Source organism: Kosakonia sp. MH5 (assembly GCF_009935945.1).
In the GTDB taxonomy this organism is placed as follows: Bacteria; Pseudomonadota; Gammaproteobacteria; order Enterobacterales; family Enterobacteriaceae; genus Kosakonia; species Kosakonia radicincitans.
On sequence record NZ_QODH01000003.1, the window covers coordinates 341,949 to 361,134 of the forward strand.

Annotated in this window: 17 protein-coding genes; 10 read left to right on the top strand and 7 right to left on the bottom strand. The window is 54.9% G+C overall.

Going from position 1 to position 19,186, the window contains the following annotated elements; translation table 11 throughout:
• Positions 1-88 precede the first annotated feature (88 nt).
• Positions 89-2,962, top strand: a complete 2,874-nt coding sequence (gene gcvP / locus DK872_RS11450) for an aminomethyl-transferring glycine dehydrogenase (RefSeq protein WP_079517363.1) — start codon at positions 89-91, stop codon at positions 2,960-2,962.
• 162 nt (positions 2,963-3,124) lie between these two features.
• On the opposite strand, the gene DK872_RS11455 is transcribed toward gcvP, so the two are convergent.
• Positions 3,125-4,576: an MFS transporter gene (locus DK872_RS11455; protein ID WP_161518371.1), complete on the bottom strand. Its 1,452-nt coding sequence runs from the start codon at positions 4,574-4,576 to the stop codon at positions 3,125-3,127.
• 138 nt (positions 4,577-4,714) lie between these two features.
• Positions 4,715-5,461 (bottom strand): glucose 1-dehydrogenase, encoded by a 747-nt coding sequence (locus tag DK872_RS11460; RefSeq protein ID WP_161518372.1) that lies wholly within the window; start codon positions 5,459-5,461, stop codon positions 4,715-4,717.
• A 127-nt stretch (positions 5,462-5,588) separates the two neighbouring features.
• Between DK872_RS11460 and DK872_RS11465 the strand changes: the two genes are divergently transcribed.
• Positions 5,589-6,458 carry a LysR family transcriptional regulator gene (locus DK872_RS11465; protein WP_007370248.1) on the top strand — a complete coding sequence of 290 codons (870 nt, stop codon included), beginning with the start codon at positions 5,589-5,591 and terminating at the stop codon, positions 6,456-6,458.
• Between the two features lie 102 nt (positions 6,459-6,560).
• On the opposite strand, the gene bglA is transcribed toward DK872_RS11465, so the two are convergent.
• Together bglA and DK872_RS11475 are read right to left on the bottom strand one after the other, a co-directional pair.
• On the bottom strand, positions 6,561-7,994 hold the full coding sequence (gene bglA, locus DK872_RS11470; protein WP_071921388.1) for a 6-phospho-beta-glucosidase BglA: 1,434 nt from the start codon (positions 7,992-7,994) through the stop codon (positions 6,561-6,563).
• Positions 7,995-8,110: 116 nt separating this feature from the next.
• The gene (locus tag DK872_RS11475) at positions 8,111-8,839 is read right to left on the bottom strand and encodes a MurR/RpiR family transcriptional regulator (RefSeq protein ID WP_007370250.1); all 729 of its coding nucleotides are present in this window, start codon (positions 8,837-8,839) and stop codon (positions 8,111-8,113) included.
• Between the two features lie 351 nt (positions 8,840-9,190).
• Between DK872_RS11475 and DK872_RS11480 the strand changes: the two genes are divergently transcribed.
• On the top strand, positions 9,191-9,850 hold the full coding sequence (locus DK872_RS11480; protein WP_007370251.1) for a hemolysin III family protein: 660 nt from the start codon (positions 9,191-9,193) through the stop codon (positions 9,848-9,850).
• 39 nt (positions 9,851-9,889) lie between these two features.
• On the opposite strand, the gene ygfZ is transcribed toward DK872_RS11480, so the two are convergent.
• Positions 9,890-10,870, bottom strand: a complete 981-nt coding sequence (gene ygfZ, locus DK872_RS11485; protein WP_161518373.1) for a tRNA-modifying protein YgfZ — start codon at positions 10,868-10,870, stop codon at positions 9,890-9,892.
• A 247-nt stretch (positions 10,871-11,117) separates the two neighbouring features.
• On the opposite strand from ygfZ, the gene sdhE reads away from it, so the two are divergent.
• Together sdhE and DK872_RS11495 are read left to right on the top strand one after the other, a co-directional pair.
• Positions 11,118-11,384 carry an FAD assembly factor SdhE gene (gene sdhE / locus DK872_RS11490; protein ID WP_007370253.1) on the top strand — a complete coding sequence of 89 codons (267 nt, stop codon included), beginning with the start codon at positions 11,118-11,120 and terminating at the stop codon, positions 11,382-11,384.
• A complete protein-coding gene (locus DK872_RS11495; RefSeq protein ID WP_007370254.1) occupies positions 11,365-11,781 on the top strand; it encodes a protein YgfX in 417 nt (138 codons plus the stop codon). The genes sdhE and DK872_RS11495 overlap by 20 nt, the downstream gene beginning before the upstream one ends.
• Positions 11,782-11,799: 18 nt before the next feature.
• On the opposite strand, the gene fldB is transcribed toward DK872_RS11495, so the two are convergent.
• Entirely contained in the window at positions 11,800-12,321 is a 522-nt protein-coding gene (fldB, locus tag DK872_RS11500; RefSeq protein WP_007370255.1) for a flavodoxin FldB, read from the bottom strand.
• A gap of 100 nt (positions 12,322-12,421) precedes the next feature.
• On the opposite strand from fldB, the gene xerD reads away from it, so the two are divergent.
• From xerD to lysS, 5 genes are all read left to right on the top strand, one after another.
• The gene (xerD, locus tag DK872_RS11505) at positions 12,422-13,318 is read left to right on the top strand and encodes a site-specific tyrosine recombinase XerD (protein ID WP_035889602.1); all 897 of its coding nucleotides are present in this window, start codon (positions 12,422-12,424) and stop codon (positions 13,316-13,318) included.
• A gap of 24 nt (positions 13,319-13,342) precedes the next feature.
• Entirely contained in the window at positions 13,343-14,056 is a 714-nt protein-coding gene (dsbC, locus tag DK872_RS11510; protein ID WP_007370257.1) for a bifunctional protein-disulfide isomerase/oxidoreductase DsbC, read from the top strand.
• A 5-nt stretch (positions 14,057-14,061) separates the two neighbouring features.
• Entirely contained in the window at positions 14,062-15,795 is a 1,734-nt protein-coding gene (gene recJ / locus DK872_RS11515) for a single-stranded-DNA-specific exonuclease RecJ (protein WP_035889603.1), read from the top strand.
• A gap of 91 nt (positions 15,796-15,886) precedes the next feature.
• A protein-coding gene (prfB, locus tag DK872_RS11520) for a peptide chain release factor 2 (RefSeq protein ID WP_107147091.1) occupies positions 15,887-16,985 on the top strand; the annotation gives its coding sequence in 2 pieces (ribosomal slippage) (positions 15,887-15,961 and positions 15,963-16,985; 1,098 coding nt in all).
• Between the two features lie 9 nt (positions 16,986-16,994).
• Positions 16,995-18,512, top strand: coding sequence for a lysine--tRNA ligase (gene lysS, locus DK872_RS11525; RefSeq protein ID WP_007370260.1), 1,518 nt, complete (start codon positions 16,995-16,997; stop codon positions 18,510-18,512).
• A 48-nt stretch (positions 18,513-18,560) separates the two neighbouring features.
• On the opposite strand, the gene idi is transcribed toward lysS, so the two are convergent.
• Positions 18,561-19,112: an isopentenyl-diphosphate Delta-isomerase gene (idi, locus tag DK872_RS11530; protein ID WP_071921387.1), complete on the bottom strand. Its 552-nt coding sequence runs from the start codon at positions 19,110-19,112 to the stop codon at positions 18,561-18,563.
• Between the last annotated feature and the right edge of the window lie 74 nt (positions 19,113-19,186).

Sequence of the window (19,186 nt, forward strand, 5' to 3'; positions counted from 1 at the left end):
CATCGCCGCCTTCCTGCAACGCGAAAGCTTTAGCGTATTCAGATAATTTCCGAATACGATTCACCGCACGTTTCAGGAACCATCGCTCATGACTCAGACGTTAAGTCAGCTTGAAAATCGCGCCGCATTTATCGGCAGGCATATTGGCCCGGACGCATCGCAACAGCAGGAGATGCTGAACACCGTAGGGGCAGATTCACTGAATGCCCTGATTGCGCAGATCGTACCGAAAGATATTCAGCTCGCCACGCCGCCGCAGGTGGGTGAAGCTACCACCGAATTCGCCGCGCTTGCCGAACTGAAAGCCATCGCGGGCCGCAACAAGCGCTTTAAGTCTTACATTGGCATGGGCTACACCGCAGTGCAGTTACCGCCGGTGATCCTGCGTAATATGCTGGAAAATCCAGGCTGGTACACCGCGTATACGCCGTATCAGCCGGAAGTATCGCAAGGGCGCCTGGAAGCGCTGCTCAACTTTCAGCAGGTGACGCTGGATTTGACCGGCCTGGATATCGCCTCTGCTTCCCTGCTGGATGAAGCGACCGCCGCTGCTGAAGCGATGGCGATGGCGAAGCGCGTGAGCAAACTGAAAGGCGCTAACCGTTTCTTCGTTGCCGATGATGTGCACCCGCAAACGCTGGATGTCGTGCGCACGCGCGCCGAAACCTTCGGGTTTGAGGTGATTGTTGATGCGGCTGACAAAGTGCTGGATCACCAGGATGTTTTCGGTGTTCTGCTGCAACAGGTTGGCACCACCGGCGAAGTACACAATTACAGCGCGCTGATTGCGGAGCTGAAAGCCCGCAAAATCGTGGTCAGCGTCGCTGCCGATTTTATGGCACTGGTGCAGTTGACGGCGCCAGGCAAGCAGGGTGCCGACATCGTGTTTGGCTCCGCTCAGCGTTTCGGCGTGCCGATGGGCTACGGCGGTCCGCACGCGGCATTCTTTGCTGCTAAAGATGAATTCAAACGCTCCATGCCTGGGCGCATTATCGGGGTTTCCAAAGATGCTGCCGGTAACACCGCGCTGCGCATGGCGATGCAGACCCGCGAACAGCATATCCGCCGCGAGAAAGCCAACTCCAACATCTGTACTTCACAGGTGTTGCTGGCCAATATCGCCAGCCTGTACGCGGTGTTCCACGGCCCGGAAGGGCTGAAACGCATTGCGGGCCGCATTCACCGCCTGGCCGACATTCTCGCTACCGGCTTGCAGCATAAGGGGCTGAAACTGCGTCATGCGCACTACTTCGATACGCTGTGCGTTGAGGTCGCGGATAAAGCCGCCGTGCTGGCGCGCGCTCAGGCGCATGAGATCAACCTGCGCAGCGACATTCTGAACGCGGTGGGTATTACGCTGGACGAAACGACCACTCGCGAAGATGTGCTGGCGCTGTTTAGTGTTCTGCTGGGCGACAATCATGGTCTGGATATTGATGCGCTGGACAAAGATGTTGCGCTCGATAGCCGTTCCATTCCGCAGGGGATGCTGCGCGATGATGCGTTCCTGACGCACCCGGTTTTCAACCGTTATCACAGCGAAACCGAGATGATGCGCTATATGCACTCTCTGGAACGCAAAGATCTGGCGCTGAATCAAGCGATGATCCCGCTGGGTTCCTGCACCATGAAACTGAACGCGGCAGCCGAAATGATCCCTATCACCTGGCCGGAGTTCGCGGAACTGCATCCGTTCTGCCCGCCGGAACAGGCTGAAGGCTATCATCAGATGATTACTCAGCTTTCCGAGTGGCTGGTCAAGCTTACCGGTTACGATGCGCTCTGCATGCAGCCAAACTCCGGCGCACAGGGAGAATACGCAGGCCTGCTGGCCATTCGCCACTACCACGAAAGCCGCAACGAAGGTCATCGCGATATCTGTCTGATCCCAAGTTCCGCGCACGGCACTAACCCTGCGTCGGCGCAGATGGCGGGGATGCAGGTGGTGGTCGTTGCCTGTGATAAAAACGGCAACATCGACCTTGCCGATTTGCGCGCGAAAGCTGAGCAGGCGGGTGATAACCTCTCCTGCATTATGGTGACCTATCCGTCCACTCACGGCGTATATGAAGAGACGATCCGTGACGTGTGCGAAGTGGTGCATCAGTTTGGCGGCCAGGTTTACCTCGATGGCGCAAACATGAACGCCCAGGTGGGCATTACTTCGCCGGGCTTTATCGGCGCGGATGTGTCCCACCTCAACCTGCATAAAACGTTCTGCATTCCGCACGGCGGTGGCGGTCCGGGTATGGGGCCGATCGGCGTGAAAGCGCATCTGGCGCCGTTTGTTCCGGGGCACAGCGTGGTGCAAATCGAAGGCATGTTGACGCGCCAGGGGGCAGTTTCTGCCGCACCGTTTGGCAGCGCGTCGATTCTGCCGATTAGCTGGATGTATATCCGGATGATGGGCGCGGAAGGGCTGAAGCAGGCCAGCCAGGTGGCGATCCTCAATGCTAACTACATCGCCAGTCGTCTGAAAGAGGCGTTCCCGGTGCTGTATACCGGGCGCGATGGCCGTGTGGCGCATGAATGCATTCTCGATATTCGTCCGTTGAAAGAAGAGACCGGGATTAGTGAACTGGATATTGCTAAGCGTTTGATTGACTATGGTTTCCATGCTCCAACCATGTCTTTCCCGGTTGCTGGTACGCTGATGGTGGAGCCGACAGAATCGGAAAGCAAAGTCGAACTGGATCGTTTTATCGATGCGATGCTGGCGATCCGTGGCGAAATCGACCGCGTGAAGCAGGGCGAATGGACGCTGGAAGATAACCCGCTGGTGAACGCGCCGCACACCCAGAATGAGCTGGTGGCGGAGTGGAACCACGGTTATACCCGCGAGCTGGCCGTATTCCCGGCAGGCTTCGCAAACAAATACTGGCCAACCGTCAAACGTCTGGATGATGTCTACGGCGACCGTAACCTGTTCTGCTCCTGTGTACCGATGAGCGAATATCAGTAATTCGCTGATTCAGCTATTTTTTAAGGGCGCTTCGGCGCCCTTTGCTTTTGGGGAACGGTGATGATTGTAGTAGTGATGCGCGCCGCGTCAGGCAAGAAGCAGCTGAACGCTTTACCATGATTCACATACTGCAGTGCTCGTTATGTTTTGATCTGCAGCAGCTCAGGGAAAACCCTTCGTCACCGGCGTTAACCCAACAGGTTGCCGGATAAGTCTGATACTTAACCCTGCTCCCGCAGCGAGGCAGCACGCCATTGTCAGGACTGCGACGACAAACGCATGGGTGATATCCGTCGCGCTATGGCTGTCGCCCACAATACTGTAAAAAATACCGCCCATCACCGCGACGCTGAGCGCGGTGCTGACTTGCAAAGCTGAGCTGGTGATGCCGGCAATCATGCCTGCAAATTCCGGTGCGACGCGGCCTGTTAGCATGCGCATCAGCATTGGCATCGCCAGACCCTGGCCAAAACCGGTGATAAACAGTAGCGCGGCGAGTAGCGTCATTGCGGGAGTCGCGCCCGTCGCCGTTGCGGTTACCAGCCATGCCAGTCCTGCTAACCCGATGGTTTCGCATCCCATCCCGATCGTGCTCAGGTAATTTCCGGCAAAACGCCGCAGGTAGGGGGTGAGCAACGGCCCAATCAGAAAGCCGGCACCAAAAGGCAGAAAAATCAGGCCAGCCGTTAGCGCATCGACATGCAGTGCGCTTTGCAGGTAAACCGAAAACAGTAAAAAGAATGCGGCGATGGAATAGAACAACAGCGCGATCGCCAGCCCGCAACCCAGCCCCGGCGCTCGTAACGCGACAGGATCCAGCAGCGGTGAGCCGCCATGACGGCTGAGGCGTATTTCATAACGCCATAACAGCGAGGCCAGCAGCGGAGCTGCAAGGAATAACAGCCACGTCCACCAGGGCCAGCCCGCCTCACGGCCTTCAATCAACGGAATAATCAGCGCGCTCAACGTTGCTGTTGCCAGCAGCATGCCGCCGGGATCAAGTTTGCGGGCATGTGGCGCCCGTGTCTCTTTCAGCAATGGAATACCAAAAACAATCACCAGCAGCGCCACTGGCAGGTTAACAAGAAAAATGGCCCGCCATCCCAGGTTGAACAGATTCAATGTAATCAGGATGCCGCCCAGCGCCTGTCCGATAACGGAGGCAAGGCCAAACACGGCACCATATAAACCCAGCGCTAACGGCTTCTCTGTTTCAGGAAAAATGGCCTGCACGGATGCAAGTGCCTGCGGTGCCATGACGGCGGCCGAAGCGCCCTGGAGTGCGCGCCCGACAATCAACACCCACGGCGATCCGGCGATCCCGCACAACAGTGATGCAGCCGCAAAACCAATCAGCCCAAGGAAAAACATCCTGCCACGACCATACAGATCACCCAGCCGTCCACCAGTGATTAAGGTGGTCGCATATACCGCGGCATACGATGAGATAACCAGTTGCTCCGCAGAAGACGAAGAGGCTAAATCGCTCTGGATTGACGGGAGCGCCACATTAACGATAAAAAAATCGAGTGGTGGCAGGAAAGCTCCCACCAATAAAATTACGAACATCGCCCAGCGACGAGGTTCAGCGTGCGTCATGTTATGTGCTGACATAACCCCTCCCGGAAACCCTGCGGTTTCCAATCAAGCAAAATGGGTAGAACAAATGAAACATGTGGATTCGTGTGCGGAGGTATCCCGGCTCTCTCCTGCATGCGAACAGCCTGGCAGCCTTTATTGAATTGCGGCGGGTTAGCGCATGCCGCCAGACGCCATAATGACCTCGCCGGTCACCCATCCTGAGTCGTCTGATGCAAGGTAAGAGACTATCGGCGCGATGTCCTGCACCTGACCGATACGACCAAGCGGCGTCTGCGCTTCGTTCCAGGTCTGGAAGTCCGAACCCATCGCCCCGGTAGCGTGCGTACCTTCAGTTTCAACAAGGCCAGGGTTAACGGCGTTAACGCGGATGCCGCGCGGACCAAGCTCGCGCGCGAGTACGCCGGTAATGGCGTCAATGGCACCTTTGGAGCCGCTATAAATAGCGCTCTCTGGCATAAATACGCGTGTGACGAACGAACTGATGTTGATGATGCTCCCGCCTTTCTCCAGATGTGGCACGGCGGCGGCGCAGACCAGCAACGGGCCAAGCACATTGATGTCGAACTGCTTGCGGTACAGCGCTTTGGTGGTTTCTTCGATCCTGGCGAACTGATAAATCCCCGAGTTATTCACCACAATGTCCAGCCGCCCAAAATGTTCAATCGCTGAGCTAACCAGCGCCTCAACCTCGCGCTGGTTGGTAACGTCTGCGGCGACCGCCACGGCCTCTCCGCCTGCGGCTTTGATATCCGCAACCACGCTGTCTGCACCGGTTTTGCTGGTGGCGTAGTTGACGATAACCTTCGCTCCCTTAGCCGCCAGTTGGCGGGCAATCCCGGCACCGATACCTTTGGATGCGCCTGTGACGATGGCAACTTTGTTTTTTAATTTGTTCATACTTTCAGATCCTGGATGAGGCCATAGCAGCCTGTTCAGTGAAGAGACATTATGGTGATGCCTGCATAATTGTTAGGGAACTGCCATTTATGTATATTTGATGTTCATTTTTGAACGGGGGGCGGGTATGGAGTGGAGCGACGTACGGATATTTCTGGCGGTGATTCGCAAGGGATCGTTCGGCGAGGCCGCCCGAAGCCTGGGCGTGAGCCATCCGACGGTGGGCCGACGGATCAAAGCGCTCGAAGATGAGGCACAACAGCCGCTGTTTCGCCGCACGCGTGAGGGGCTGGTGCTGACCGATGCCGGAGACGCGGTGCTGAACCTGGCGGAATCGATGGAAAATTCTGCGCTGGCACTGGAAAGACGCCTGGCGGGTAATCACCAACGGCTCGAAGGTATTTTGCGGATTTCATGTGCCGAGTGGTTTGCGGGTTATGTGCTGGCACCGGTGCTGGTCGAATTGACGCGCCGTCATCCGGCCGTGGTACCGGAGATCATCGCCAGCTACCGCTTACTTAATTTATCCCGGCGCGATGCCGATGTGGCCTTTCGTCTCGTGCCTTTTACCGAGCCGGACATTGTCCAGCGTCGCCTGATGACCATTTCCTATGGTCTTTACGGTACGCCTGAAACCGCACAGACACTGCACCACGATCCGGCGTCAGTGGGGCTTATTCTGATGAACACCGCCCAGTCACATTTTCCTGACGTCACATGGTTGCTCGACAGATTTCCCCGCTCTAGGCGTGTTTTCACCAGCACAAGCCGGGCTGTTCAGGCGCAAATGTGCCTGCGGGGGATGGGAGTGGCCGTGTTACCACGGCCACTGGGAGACGCCGTTTCCGGGCTGCAACGTATTCAGACTGAAGATCAACTGCCATCCAGAGAGATATGGGTCGGCTACCACCAGGATCTCCGGCATATGGACCGCTTGCGCGCCATGCTGGATATCGCCGATACGCTGCTTGCCGACCCGGCGACGAGAGCACCGTGAACCCGCGTGTCATTTTACTGAGCACCGCACAAAGAAAACATGTCCCGCTCTGGTTAGCCCACGATGCTTTGTGCCGCTGGCATCCGGCAACGTCTCAAAGCATCACAGCTTTTCGCCATTGCTGGCGATCACCTCTTTGTACCAGTTAAAGCTCTTCTTGCGGGAGCGGGACATATCACCCGTACCGTCGTCGTGCTTGTTCACATAGATAAAACCGTAACGCTTGCTGTACTGGCCGGTGGTGAAGGAGACGCAGTCGATGCAGCCCCACGGTGTATAGCCCATCAGATCCACGCCATCGTAAGTGACTGCTTTCATCATTTCTTCAACGTGCGCGCGCAGATAATCGATGCGGTAGTCATCGTTGATGCTGCCATCGGCTTCGACTTTGTCGTAAGCGCCAAAGCCGTTTTCAACGATGAACAACGGTTTCTGGTAGCGTTCATACAGTTCGCACAGAGAGTAGCGCAGCCCGACGGGATCGATCTGCCAGCCCCAGTCGGAGGCTTTGACGTGCGGGTTCGGCACGCTGCCTTCGAAGCCGGAGATAGCATCGCCGGTACCGCCTTCCGCTTTCACCGCATTGGTCATGTAATAGCTGAAACCCAGGTAATCGCAGGTGCCTTCACGCAGGATCTGCTCGTCGCCGTTTTCCATTTTGATGGAGAAGCCGCGGCGCTCCCATTCGTTCAGCACATAGGACGGGTAGTAACCACGCAGTTGTACGTCGGTAAAGACATAGCGCTCGCGCATTGATTCCTGCGCAAACATGACATCTTCCGGCTTACAGGAGAAGGGATAGAGCGCAACCATCGCCAGCATACAGCCGACTTTCATTTCCGGGTTGATGCGGCGGGCCGCTTTCACTGCCAGGGCGCTGGCGACGAACTGATGGTGCAGCACCTGGTACATGGTCTCTTCCGGGTTCTCATGATCGGTATAGACCACGCCGGAGCAGCAGTAGCCGAACAGCGGTGCGCGCCAGTTACGCTGGTTGTTGATTTCATTGAAGGTCATCCAGTATTTGACCTTGTGCTTGTAGCGTTCGAAAACCACTTCCGCGAAGCGTACGAAGAAATCGACTACTTTACGGTTGGTCCAGCCGCCATATTCCTGCACCAGATGCAGCGGCATCTCGAAGTGGGAGAGGGTGATCACCGGTTCGATGTTATATTTCAGCAGCTCATCGAACATATCGTCGTAGAATTTCAGCCCTTCTTCGTTAGGCTGCTGCTCATCCCCTTTCGGAAAGATACGGGTCCAGGCGATCGAGGTGCGAAAGCATTTAAAGCCCATTTCGGCGAATAGCTTGATGTCTTCTTTATAGTGACCGTGGAAATCGATCGCTTCATGGTTCGGGTAATATTTCCCGGCCACCACTTCGCTGGTGATCTCGCGCGGTACGCCGTGTGCGCCGCCGGTCAGCACGTCACAAATGCTTGGGCCTTTGCCGCCTTTATTCCAGCCACCTTCAACCTGGTGCGCGGCAACGGCGCCGCCCCATAGAAAATCTTTTGGTAAGGTCAGTTTTTTCATCTTTGCTCTTCTCGTCATATTGGCTATTAACGAGTCTAACAAAGGTGATTTAAATGTCACGATATAACAAATTGCCATCTGGGTAATTTGTTACACCAGAAAAACACTCTGTTTTTTTATGCTATTTTCTTCGCCAGCTTGCGCCCCAGCGATTCCAGAATATAAATGACCGGAATTTGCGTCGTAATATCGTAGCCGCCGGGAATACGCGTAGGAGGAATATGCCAGGAGAGATTGAAATCCGCCAGTTTCGCCAGGCGCGACTGTTCGTGGCTGGTAATCGACAGCACTTTGCAGTGATGCAGGCTGAACTGCCCGGCAAAACGCAGGATCTCCTCGGTCTCACCAGAGACGGAAAGGACAATTGCCAGGGCATTTTTTGCCATATCATTGGTGACCGGGAAATAAGGGTCATCAATATGGTTGCTGAATTTTCCAATATTAGAGAAGAAACGGGCGCCATATTTTGCCAGTGCGCCGGATGTGCCAGCGCCAACAAAGATAATACGCTCTGAGGATAATATTATATCGACGGCTTTATTCAGCAGGGCATCAAATTCATCGTTATTTACGCTTTTAAAAAAACTAATAACTTCACTGGCACCAAAATTCGCCTGTGGTAACTCATTTTGCTCTAAATATAATTTGAAGCGGACGCGAAACTCCGAATAGCCTTCACAGTTGAGCTTGCGGCAAAAGCGTAGCACCGTAGTGGTGGAGACGCCCGCCGCATCGGCCAGTTCGCGGATCGTCATATACATCACTTTGTCGCGGTTTTTGACTACATAGTGATAGACCATCATCTCCAGATTATTGAGGCTGGCGATGGCAGAGTGGGTAAACATCGTCACGGTGGTGTCCTTTACTCTCTGTTAACGTTGCCAGCCAGTGTGTAATTGCGTGACTACATGCTGCCATAACTCTGGCTGGCTTGCCCTGAGTTTTGTTCCCGGCATAAGAATCTGATTTAGCGGCCTGCATATTGTCATTTCCGCTTCATACTTTCATCCTACATTCACGTTTTATGGGCGTATGTTCCTTGCGAGAAGGTTGAACAGTTGTAACGCCAGTCGTCGGCTTAAATGCTGCCGTGAATATATATTGATACGAATTTTTTTAGCGTACAGGTGTGCACTGGAATCATTCTCAGTTACTCTAGTGACGCAATGTTTTTTTGAGTTCTCCCGGAGTTAGCTATGGCCAAGAAACCCTTAATCGCACAGGGATACACACTGGCAGAAGAAATCGCCAACAGCATTAGCCACGGAATTGGGCTGGTGTTCGGTATCGTCGGGCTGGTACTGCTGCTGGTACAGGCGGTAGATGCAAAGGCCAGTACAATGGCTATCACCAGTTACTCGCTTTATGGCGGTAGCATGATTTTGCTGTTCCTTGCCTCTACGCTTTACCATGCCATTCCGTACCAGCGTGCCAAGGCGTGGCTGAAGAAATTTGACCACTGTGCCATTTATCTGCTGATTGCCGGAACGTATACACCGTTTCTGCTGGTTGGGCTGGATTCGCCGCTGGCGCGCGGGCTGATGATCGTCATCTGGAGCCTCGCTCTGCTGGGGATCTTATTTAAACTTACCATTGCCCATCGCTTTAAAGTGCTGTCGCTGGTGACCTACCTGACCATGGGCTGGCTGTCGCTAATTGTGATTTATCAGCTTGCCACGCGCCTGTCGGTTGGAGGCGTAACGCTACTGGCTGTGGGTGGCCTGGTCTATTCGCTCGGCGTGATTTTTTACGTCTGCAAACGCATCCCTTATAACCACGCAATCTGGCACGGCTTCGTGCTGGGCGGCAGCGTCTGTCACTTCCTGGCGATTTATTTGTACGTCGGACAGCTTTAAGTTAAAGCCGGTGGCGGTTTCCGCCCCGGCTTAGCGCGTTTACTCTTCCAGTGAATAAGGCAGCGGCTCGATGCTCAACGTATTCGCATCGTCGCGCACGCGGAAAACGCTGCCAGGTTCCATATCGTTGTTCATCACCACCTGAATCAGAAGGCGTCCGTCATCAAGCTGCACAGATGCCAGCACGGTACCGGTACGGCGCCAGTTGTCTCCCATCTTCAACTCAAGATCTTCTCCCGCTTCCGGCACCCGGCTGGCTGTCCCTGCCAGATACCACAATGCGCGCTTGTTGGCGCCGCGGAATTTTGCTCGTGCCACCATCTCCTGGCCGGTGTAACAGCCTTTTTTAAAGCTGATGCCGCCCAGCGCCTGTAGGTTAGTGGCCTGTGGGATAAACTGCCCGCTGTTTGGCGCATCAATAACCGGCAAGCCCGCTTCGATATTCAGCGACAGCCACTGTTGACTGTTATTAAGCTGCGCTTCGCCACGCAGTTTTTCGGCCACCAGTTCCGCCGTTGCTGCGTTGGTTACCAGCAGGAAACGCTCGGCAGGGTGTGCAAACCACAACAGGGTGGTATCGCCTTCCTGCACAACCTGTTTTTCACTGTCCGGAAGGATGGTAAAGAGATTCGCCAGCGCCGCGCGCGCCTGAAAACCGGCCACGCCCAGTAGCACGTGTTCATCGTCTTGTGCAATGGCGACTTTAGAGAATACGGCGTATTTCTTCAGTTCACGAAGCTGCGCTTCACGCACGCTGCGGCGCTGGATCCAGGCAAAACCGTCCTGAAAGTGGAACAACCGCATATTGCTCCACATTTTCCCTTTAGAATCACAGTGTGCCGCCAGCAGGTGCTGTTCAGCCATCATAGTGGTGACATCGGCGGTCACCTGGCCTTGCAGGTATTTTTCGCTATCTGCGCCGGTAATCGTTGCCAGCGCCCAGTCATCGAGCGTCATAAGCGTCAGCGGCAGACGTGATGATGCGGTCGGCTGGCGCGGAGGAAACGGAGTAAAAGGCATAATAATGTCCTGATTAGCTTAACGCTGTGTTGGTTCTTAATGGTAAAAGAGCCGTTGTTCAATGCAAGTAATAAAGCATGCGTTTTGTGCCATTGTGCATGCGTTGCGAAGCATTACGCAGCGCAATGATATTTTTTGCAGTGGGTGCGATTAATTCTGGAAGCGGCCCCGCGAAGCGAAATATTCCGCAAAAGGAATATTAAAAACACGTTACAATGGGCCATTATGCCGATGAAGGGAGAAGATCATGGATATTAACAACAAAGCCCGTATCCACTGGGCGTGCCGCCGTGGAATGCGTGAACTCGACATCTCAATAATGCCTTTTTTCGAACATGAGTACGACACGCTGAGCGATGATGACAAACAGCTGTTTGTTCGTCTGCTGGAAAGTGACGATCCTGATTTATTCAACTGGTTAATGAATCACGGTAAGCCTCAGGACACGGAGTTACAAAGAATGGTGCAGTTAATCCAGACACGGAATCGGGATCGTGGTCCTGTGGCAATCTGAGTTACGCGTCTCCTGGCGCGCACAATGGATTTCGCTTTTGCTCCACGGTCTGGGCGCTGCACTCATTTTGCTGATGCCCTGGCCTTTGAGTTACACACCGCTGTGGCTGCTGTTGCTGTCGCTGGTGGTTTTTGATTGCGTGCGCAGCCAGCGGCGGATCAATGCCTGTCATGGCGAACTCAAACTGCTGATGGATTCCCGCCTGCGCTGGCAGGGCATGGAATGGGATATCATCGGAACGCCGTGGATGTTACGTAGTGGAATGATGCTGCGCTTGCGCCGTGAAGAGGATGGGCGCCGTCAACATTTATGGCTGGCGGCAGACAGCATGGATGCGCAGGAGTGGCGCGATCTGCGCCGGGTGATATCACAGAAACCGGCGCAGGGGCTGCATTAACAAGGGATGTGGCTGCCTTTAAACCAGCCGTTCCGCCATCTCTGTCAGGATTTGCTCACACCATGACTGAATGCGCGAATCGCTCAGGTCATACTGATTGGTTTCGTCCAGCGCCAGGCCGACAAACAGTTGACCATTGGCAATTACCGGTTTGCTGCTGGTAAATTCGTAACCTTCCGTCGGCCAGTAGCCGATGAACGTCACGCCTTTGGGTGCCAGTTTGTCATGCAGCATGCCCAGTGCATCAAGGAACCATTCGCCGTAGCCGAGCTGATCGCCCATGCCGTATAGCGCGATGATTTTGCCGTCAAGATTGAGGTCATCAAGCTGATCCCAGATGGCTTCCCAGTCTTCCTGCAATTCGCCAAAATCCCAGGTCGGAATGCCGAGGATAAGCGCATCATATTGCTCCATCAGCGCGGGTGCGTCATCTTTCAGATTATGCAGCGTCACCAGTTCCGGCCCGATAATTTCGCGAATTTTCTCCGCCGCCATTTCGGTATAGCAAGTGCTGGAACCGTAAAACAGGCCAATATTCATAACGTAAACTTCTCAATTCCGGATGTCTCTTTGTGAGCAGTGTACCAGAATCGTACGGCTATCAGGCATAATGCAGCGATTGAGAAACGGAGGCGTTTCAATGGAACAGGATTTCGCACGTATCGAACAATTTCTTGATGCGCTCTGGCTGGAAAACAATCTGGCGGACAACACGCTCAGCGCCTACCGTCGCGATTTGCAAGGCGTGGCCGAGTGGCTGCATCATCGTGGAAGTAGTCTGGCCCTGGCGAGAAGTGATGATTTACAGGCGCTGCTGGCCGAACGCGTGGATGGTGGCTACAAAGCTACCAGTTCAGCGCGTCTGCTCAGCGCCGTGCGAAGACTCTTCCAGTACCTGTACCGGGAGAAAATCCGTAGTGACGATCCCAGCGCGCAACTGGCCTCGCCGAAGCTGCCGCAGCGTCTGCCAAAAGACTTAACGGAAGCGCAGGTTGAGAGACTTTTACAGGCGCCGGTAGTTGACCAACCGCTGGAGTTACGCGATAAAGCCATGCTTGAGGTTTTATATGCCACCGGGCTTCGCGTCTCTGAACTGGTCGGGTTGACCATGAGCGATATTAGCCTGCGCCAGGGCGTGTTGCGGGTGATTGGTAAAGGTAATAAAGAACGGCTGGTACCGTTGGGTGAAAATGCGGTGTACTGGGTGGAAAACTACCTTGAACACGGGCGTCCGTGGCTGCTGAACGGCGTATCGATTGATGTGCTATTCCCCAGCCAGCGCGCTCAGCAGATGACGCGCCAGACTTTCTGGCACCGTATCAAGCACTATGCTGTGCTGGCGGGGATTGACAGCGAAAAGCTTTCCCCTCACGTTTTACGTCATGCTTTTGCCACGCATTTGCTCAATCACGGCGCGGATCTGCGCGTGGTGCAAATGCTACTGGGGCATCAGGATCTTTCTACAACGCAAATTTATACGCATGTGGCTACCGAGCGGCTGCGTAAGCTTCATGAACAGCATCACCCGCGGGCGTGATGGCTGATAATTAAAGGATGTTTTATGAAAAATGGTTTGATTATGTTCACCCTGCTGGCAGCGGCTTTTTCTGGCGTTGCGCATGCAGACGACGCCGCTATCAAGCAGTCGTTGGCAAAACTGGGTGTACAGAGCTCTGAGATATTGCCCGCTCCCGTCGCCGGAATGAAAGCGGTATTGACCAACAGCGGCGTGCTGTATGTGACCGAAGACGGCAAACATATTATCCAGGGGCCGATGTACGATGTCAGCGGCGCGCAGCCGGTGAACGTCACCACGCAAATGCTGTTGCCGCATCTTAACGCGCTGGAAAAAGAGATGATTGTCTACAAAGCGCCGAAAGAAAAACATGTGATCACTGTGTTCACCGACATCACCTGCGGCTACTGCCAGAAACTGCACAGTGAGATGGCGGATTACAACGCGCTGGGTATCACCGTCCGCTATCTGGCGTTCCCGCGTCAGGGTGTGCCGAGTGAAGTTGAAAACCAGATGAAAGCGATCTGGTGTGCTAAAGATCGCAATAAAGCCTTTGATGACGCGATGGATGGCAAAGGCATCAAACCGGCCAGTTGCGATATTGATATTGCTAACCACTATGCGCTGGGCGTGCAGTTTGGCGTCAACGGAACACCGGCCATTGTGCTGAACGATGGCTACCTTGTTCCGGGCTATCAGGCACCGGCTGAGATGAAAGCCTTCCTCGACAAACATCAGCAAGCCACCAGCGGTAAATAAGACGCGTGAAAGCTCAGATACAACTTCGCCGCCGTAAGGTGGATGATTCGGCGGAACTGGCGGAAGACTTACCGCCGTTACTGCGTCGGCTCTACGCCAGCCGCGGCGTGCGTAAGGCCAGCGAACTGGAGCGCAGCGTAAAAGGCATGCTGCCCTGGCAGCAACTTACCGGCATTGATGAGGCGGTTTCGCACCTTTATCACGCGCTGCGCGAAGGTTTACGCATTATCGTGGTCGGTGATTTTGACGCCGATGGCGCAACCAGCACGGCGCTCAGCGTCCTGGCGCTGCGCGCGCTGGGCTGTGAAAATGTGAGCTACCTGGTGCCGAATCGTTTTGATGACGGTTACGGTCTCAGCCCGGAAGTGGTCGATCAGGCGCATGCGCGCGGCGCGCAGTTGATCCTGACAGTCGACAACGGTATTTCCTCGCATGCCGGGGTGGAGCGGGCGCACGAACTGGGTATTCCTGTGGTCGTGACGGATCACCACTTGCCTGGTGATACCCTGCCTGATGCGGAAGCCATCGTGAACCCCAACCTGCGCGACTGTGATTTTCCGTCGAAATCGCTGGCGGGCGTCGGTGTCGCTTTTTATCTGATGCTGGCGCTACGCGCTTTTCTGCGCGACAACGGCTGGTTTGAATCGCGCGGGCTGGCTATGCCGAATCTTGCGGAACTGCTCGATCTTGTCGCTCTGGGAACAGTAGCAGACGTGGTGCCGCTTGATGCCAACAACCGTATTCTCACCTGGCAGGGCCTGAGCCGGATCCGCGCCGGGCGCTGTCGGCCTGGCATTAAAGCGCTGCTTGAAATCGCCAACCGTGACGCGCAGAAACTGGCGGCGAGCGACCTGGGTTTTGCGCTGGGTCCACGCCTGAATGCGGCGGGCAGGCTGGATGATATGTCGGTGGGTGTTGCGCTGCTGTTATGCGATAACCTCGGCGAAGCACGTCAGTTGGCTAACGATCTGGATGCGCTGAATCAGACGCGCAAAGAGATCGAACAAGGGATGCAGGCCGAGGCGCTAACCTTGTGCGAGCAGCTTGAACGAAGCCGCGATACCTTGCCCGGTGGGCTGGCGATGTACCATCCCGAATGGCATCAGGGTGTGGTGGGGATTCTTGCCTCGCGAATCAAAGAGCGTTTTCATCGGCCGGTGATTGCCTTTGCGCCTGCTGGCGATGGCGTTCTGAAAGGTTCCGGGCGTTCGATTCAGGGGCTGCACATGCGTGATGCGCTGGAGCGCCTGGATATGCTCTATCCTGGCATGATGCTTAAATTCGGCGGTCATGCGATGGCTGCCGGTTTGACGCTCGAAGAGCAGCGTTTTGAAGAGTTTCAACAGCGCTTCGGCGAACTGGTGACGGAATGGCTGGATCCGGCGCTGTTGCAGGGTGAAATTGTTTCTGACGGCCCGCTAACGCCGCAAGAGATGACGCTGGATGTCGCCGAAATGCTGCGTGAAGCCGGGCCGTGGGGGCAAATGTTCCCGGAGCCGCTGTTCGATGGCGAGTTTCGGCTGTTGCAGCAGCGGCTGGTGGGCGAGCGTCACCTGAAGGTGATGCTTGAGCCGGTTGGAGGCGGTCCGCTGCTTGATGGCATTGCATTTAACGTCGATACCACCTGCTGGCCGGATAACGGCGTGCGGCAGGTGAATATTGCTTATAAACTTGATGTCAACGAGTTCCGCGGGAATCGTAGCGTACAGCTTATCATCGAAAATCTCTGGCCACTTTAGCGCCAGTATTCGCTACAAAAAAGGGCGTGGATCCGGTAAACTCCCGCCCTTATCACCGCATTTTGACAAGTCCATTAAAAGAAATCAGACCATGTTTGAAATTAACCCGGTAAAAAATCGTATTCAGGACCTCACGGAGCGCTCCGACGTTCTTAGGGGGTATCTTTGACTATGACGCCAAGAAAGAGCGTCTGGAAGAAGTAAACGCCGAGCTGGAGCAGCCGGACGTCTGGAATGAGCCAGAGCGCGCACAGGCGCTGGGCAAAGAGCGCTCCTCACTTGAAGCTATCGTCGATACCCTCGATCAAATGTCGCAGGGGCTGGAAGATGTCTCCGGCCTGCTGGAGCTGGCGGTAGAAGCTGACGACGAAGAAACCTTTAACGAAGCGGTCGCCGAGCTGGACGGGCTGGAAGAGAAGCTGGCGCAGCTTGAGTTCCGTCGCATGTTCTCCGGCGAGTATGACAGCGCCGATTGCTACCTCGATATCCAGGCGGGCTCCGGTGGTACCGAAGCGCAGGACTGGGCGAGCATGCTGATGCGCATGTATCTGCGCTGGGCGGAAGCTCGCGGCTTCAAAACTGAAATTATCGAAGAGTCTGAAGGTGAAGTCGCGGGTATTAAATCTGTGACCATCAAGATTATCGGCGATTACGCCTACGGCTGGCTGCGTACCGAAACCGGCGTTCACCGCCTGGTGCGTAAGAGCCCGTTCGACTCCGGCGGCCGTCGTCATACCTCCTTTAGCTCCGCATTTGTCTACCCGGAAGTGGAAGACGATATTGATATCGAGATTAACCCGGCGGATCTGCGTATTGATGTCTATCGCGCATCCGGCGCGGGCGGCCAGCACGTTAACCGTACGGAATCTGCGGTACGTATTACCCATATTCCGACCGGGCTGGTAACGCAGTGCCAGAACGACCGTTCTCAGCATAAAAACAAAGACCAGGCCATGAAGCAGATGAAAGCGAAGCTTTATGAACTGGAAATGCAGAAGAAAAATGCGGAGAAACAGGCGATGGAAGACACCAAGTCCGATATCGGCTGGGGAAGCCAGATCCGTTCTTATGTCCTGGATGATTCCCGCATCAAAGATCTGCGTACCGGGGTTGAAACCCGCAACACGCAGGCGGTGCTGGACGGCAGCCTGGATCAATTCATCGAAGCAAGTTTGAAAGCAGGGTTATGAGGAACCAACATGTCTGAACAACAAGCACAGGGCGCTGACGCGGCAGTCGATCTTAACAATGAACTGAAAACCCGCCGCGAGAAGCTGGCGCAACTGCGCGAGCAGGGTGTGCCGTTCCCGAACGATTTCCGTCGTGACCAGACCTCTGACAAGCTGCACGCTGAATTTGATGGCAAAGAGAACGAAGAACTGGAAGCCCTGGGCATTGAAGTGGCCGTTGCTGGCCGCATGATGACCCGCCGCATTATGGGTAAAGCCTCATTCGTAACCTTGCAGGATGTGGGCGGTCGAATTCAGCTGTACGTTGCGCGCGATGATCTTGCAGAAGGCGTGTATAACGAACAGTTCAAAAAATGGGACCTCGGCGATATCCTCGGCGCGCGCGGCAAGCTGTTCAAAACCAAGACCGGCGAACTTTCCATTCACTGCACCGAACTGCGTCTGTTGACTAAAGCTCTGCGTCCGCTGCCGGATAAATTCCACGGCTTGCAGGATCAGGAAGCGCGTTATCGCCAGCGTTACCTGGACCTCATCTCTAACGATGAATCCCGCAATACCTTTAAAGTGCGTTCGCAGATCCTGGCCGGTATTCGCCAGTTTATGGTGAGCCGCGACTTTATGGAAGTTGAAACGCCGATGATGCAAGTGATCCCGGGCGGTGCGTCCGCGCGTCCGTTTATCACTCATCATAACGCGCTTGATCTGGACATGTATCTGCGTATCGCGCCGGAACTGTACCTCAAACGTCTGGTGGTTGGCGGCTTCGAGCGCGTGTTCGAAATCAACCGTAACTTCCGTAACGAAGGTATCTCCGTTCGCCATAACCCTGAGTTCACCATGATGGAACTCTATATGGCGTATGCGGATTATAAAGATCTGATCGAACTGACCGAATCGTTGTTCCGCACGCTGGCGCAGAACATCCTCGGCAAAACCGAAGTGCCTTACGGCGATGAAGTTTTCGACTTCGGCAAACCGTTCGAAAAACTGACCATGCGCGAAGCGATCAAGAAATACCGTCCGGAAACCAACATGGCGGATCTGGATAACTTCGACAGCGCGAAGGCGATTGCTGAAAGCATCGGTATCAAAGTTGAGAAGAGCTGGGGTCTGGGCCGTATCGTGACCGAAATCTTCGAAGAAGTGGCCGAAGCACATCTGATTCAACCGACCTTTATTACGGAATACCCGGCGGAAGTTTCCCCGCTGGCGCGCCGTAACGACGTTAATCCGGAAATCACCGATCGCTTCGAGTTCTTCATCGGCGGTCGTGAAATTGGTAACGGCTTTAGCGAGCTGAATGACGCGGAAGATCAGGCGCAGCGTTTTGCTGACCAGGTTGCAGCGAAGGATGCGGGCGACGACGAAGCGATGTTCTTCGACGAAGACTACGTGACCGCGCTGGAACACGGTCTGCCGCCGACGGCGGGTCTGGGCATTGGTATCGACCGTATGGTGATGTTGTTTACTAACAGCCACACCATTCGCGACGTGATTCTGTTCCCGGCAATGCGTCCGGTGAAGTAATCGCTCAGCGATAAAAAAAGCCCCGGCGTGAACAACGTCGGGGCTTTTTTATACCTGCAATGTGGCGGCAAAATTTCTGAGCGCGGGCTGCGCAGTGGCTGCTTCTGCCACCATCCAGGGGCTAAAAGCCCAGGGCGTAGCATTGAGCGCCTGCAATAACGCTTCCAGATCCACCCACTGATATTCCATCACTTCATCGTAGTTAATCGTCAACGGCGTTGTGATTTGCGCGGCGAAGACCGGGCAGATTTCGTTTTCCACGATGCCGGAAGGATCTGTTTCACGGTAACGGAACTCTGGTGCGATGGCGGTAATGCGCCCGATCCCGGCGCCGACTTCATAACGGCAGCGGCGAATAAGGGCCTGTTCGGTGGTTTCCCCTTTTTGCGGATGCCCGCAAACGGAGTTCGTCCAGACGCCTGGCCAGGCTTTTTTGCTTAATGCACGCCGTGTCACCAGAGACTGCCCTGCGGCATTAAAAATCCAGCATGAAAAAGCCAGATGTAACGGCGTTTGCGATGTATGTGCGGCGTACTTTTCCTGCGTACCGGTTACCACTCCCTGCTCATTCACTAAAATAACGTGCTCTTGTTTACCCATAACGGCTCCCGAACGTAAAACGCCGGGTGGCGCTGGACTTAGCCAGTTTACAGGGAACACGATCTCTGCAAACC

Coding starts and splice junctions, on each gene's coding strand:
- xerD (WP_035889602.1), top strand. CDS start 12,422: ATGGAACAGGATTTCGCACGTATCGAACAATTTCTTGATGCGCTCTGG.
- DK872_RS11465 (WP_007370248.1), top strand. CDS start 5,589: ATGGAGTGGAGCGACGTACGGATATTTCTGGCGGTGATTCGCAAGGGA.
- DK872_RS11460 (WP_161518372.1), bottom strand. CDS start 5,461: ATGAACAAATTAAAAAACAAAGTTGCCATCGTCACAGGCGCATCCAAA.
- sdhE (WP_007370253.1), top strand. CDS start 11,118: ATGGATATTAACAACAAAGCCCGTATCCACTGGGCGTGCCGCCGTGGA.
- DK872_RS11475 (WP_007370250.1), bottom strand. CDS start 8,839: ATGTTTACCCACTCTGCCATCGCCAGCCTCAATAATCTGGAGATGATG.
- fldB (WP_007370255.1), bottom strand. CDS start 12,321: ATGAATATTGGCCTGTTTTACGGTTCCAGCACTTGCTATACCGAAATG.
- ygfZ (WP_161518373.1), bottom strand. CDS start 10,870: ATGCCTTTTACTCCGTTTCCTCCGCGCCAGCCGACCGCATCATCACGT.
- DK872_RS11455 (WP_161518371.1), bottom strand. CDS start 4,576: ATGTCAGCACATAACATGACGCACGCTGAACCTCGTCGCTGGGCGATG.
- bglA (WP_071921388.1), bottom strand. CDS start 7,994: ATGAAAAAACTGACCTTACCAAAAGATTTTCTATGGGGCGGCGCCGTT.
- idi (WP_071921387.1), bottom strand. CDS start 19,112: ATGGGTAAACAAGAGCACGTTATTTTAGTGAATGAGCAGGGAGTGGTA.
- gcvP (WP_079517363.1), top strand. CDS start 89: ATGACTCAGACGTTAAGTCAGCTTGAAAATCGCGCCGCATTTATCGGC.
- dsbC (WP_007370257.1), top strand. CDS start 13,343: ATGAAAAATGGTTTGATTATGTTCACCCTGCTGGCAGCGGCTTTTTCT.
- lysS (WP_007370260.1), top strand. CDS start 16,995: ATGTCTGAACAACAAGCACAGGGCGCTGACGCGGCAGTCGATCTTAAC.
- DK872_RS11480 (WP_007370251.1), top strand. CDS start 9,191: ATGGCCAAGAAACCCTTAATCGCACAGGGATACACACTGGCAGAAGAA.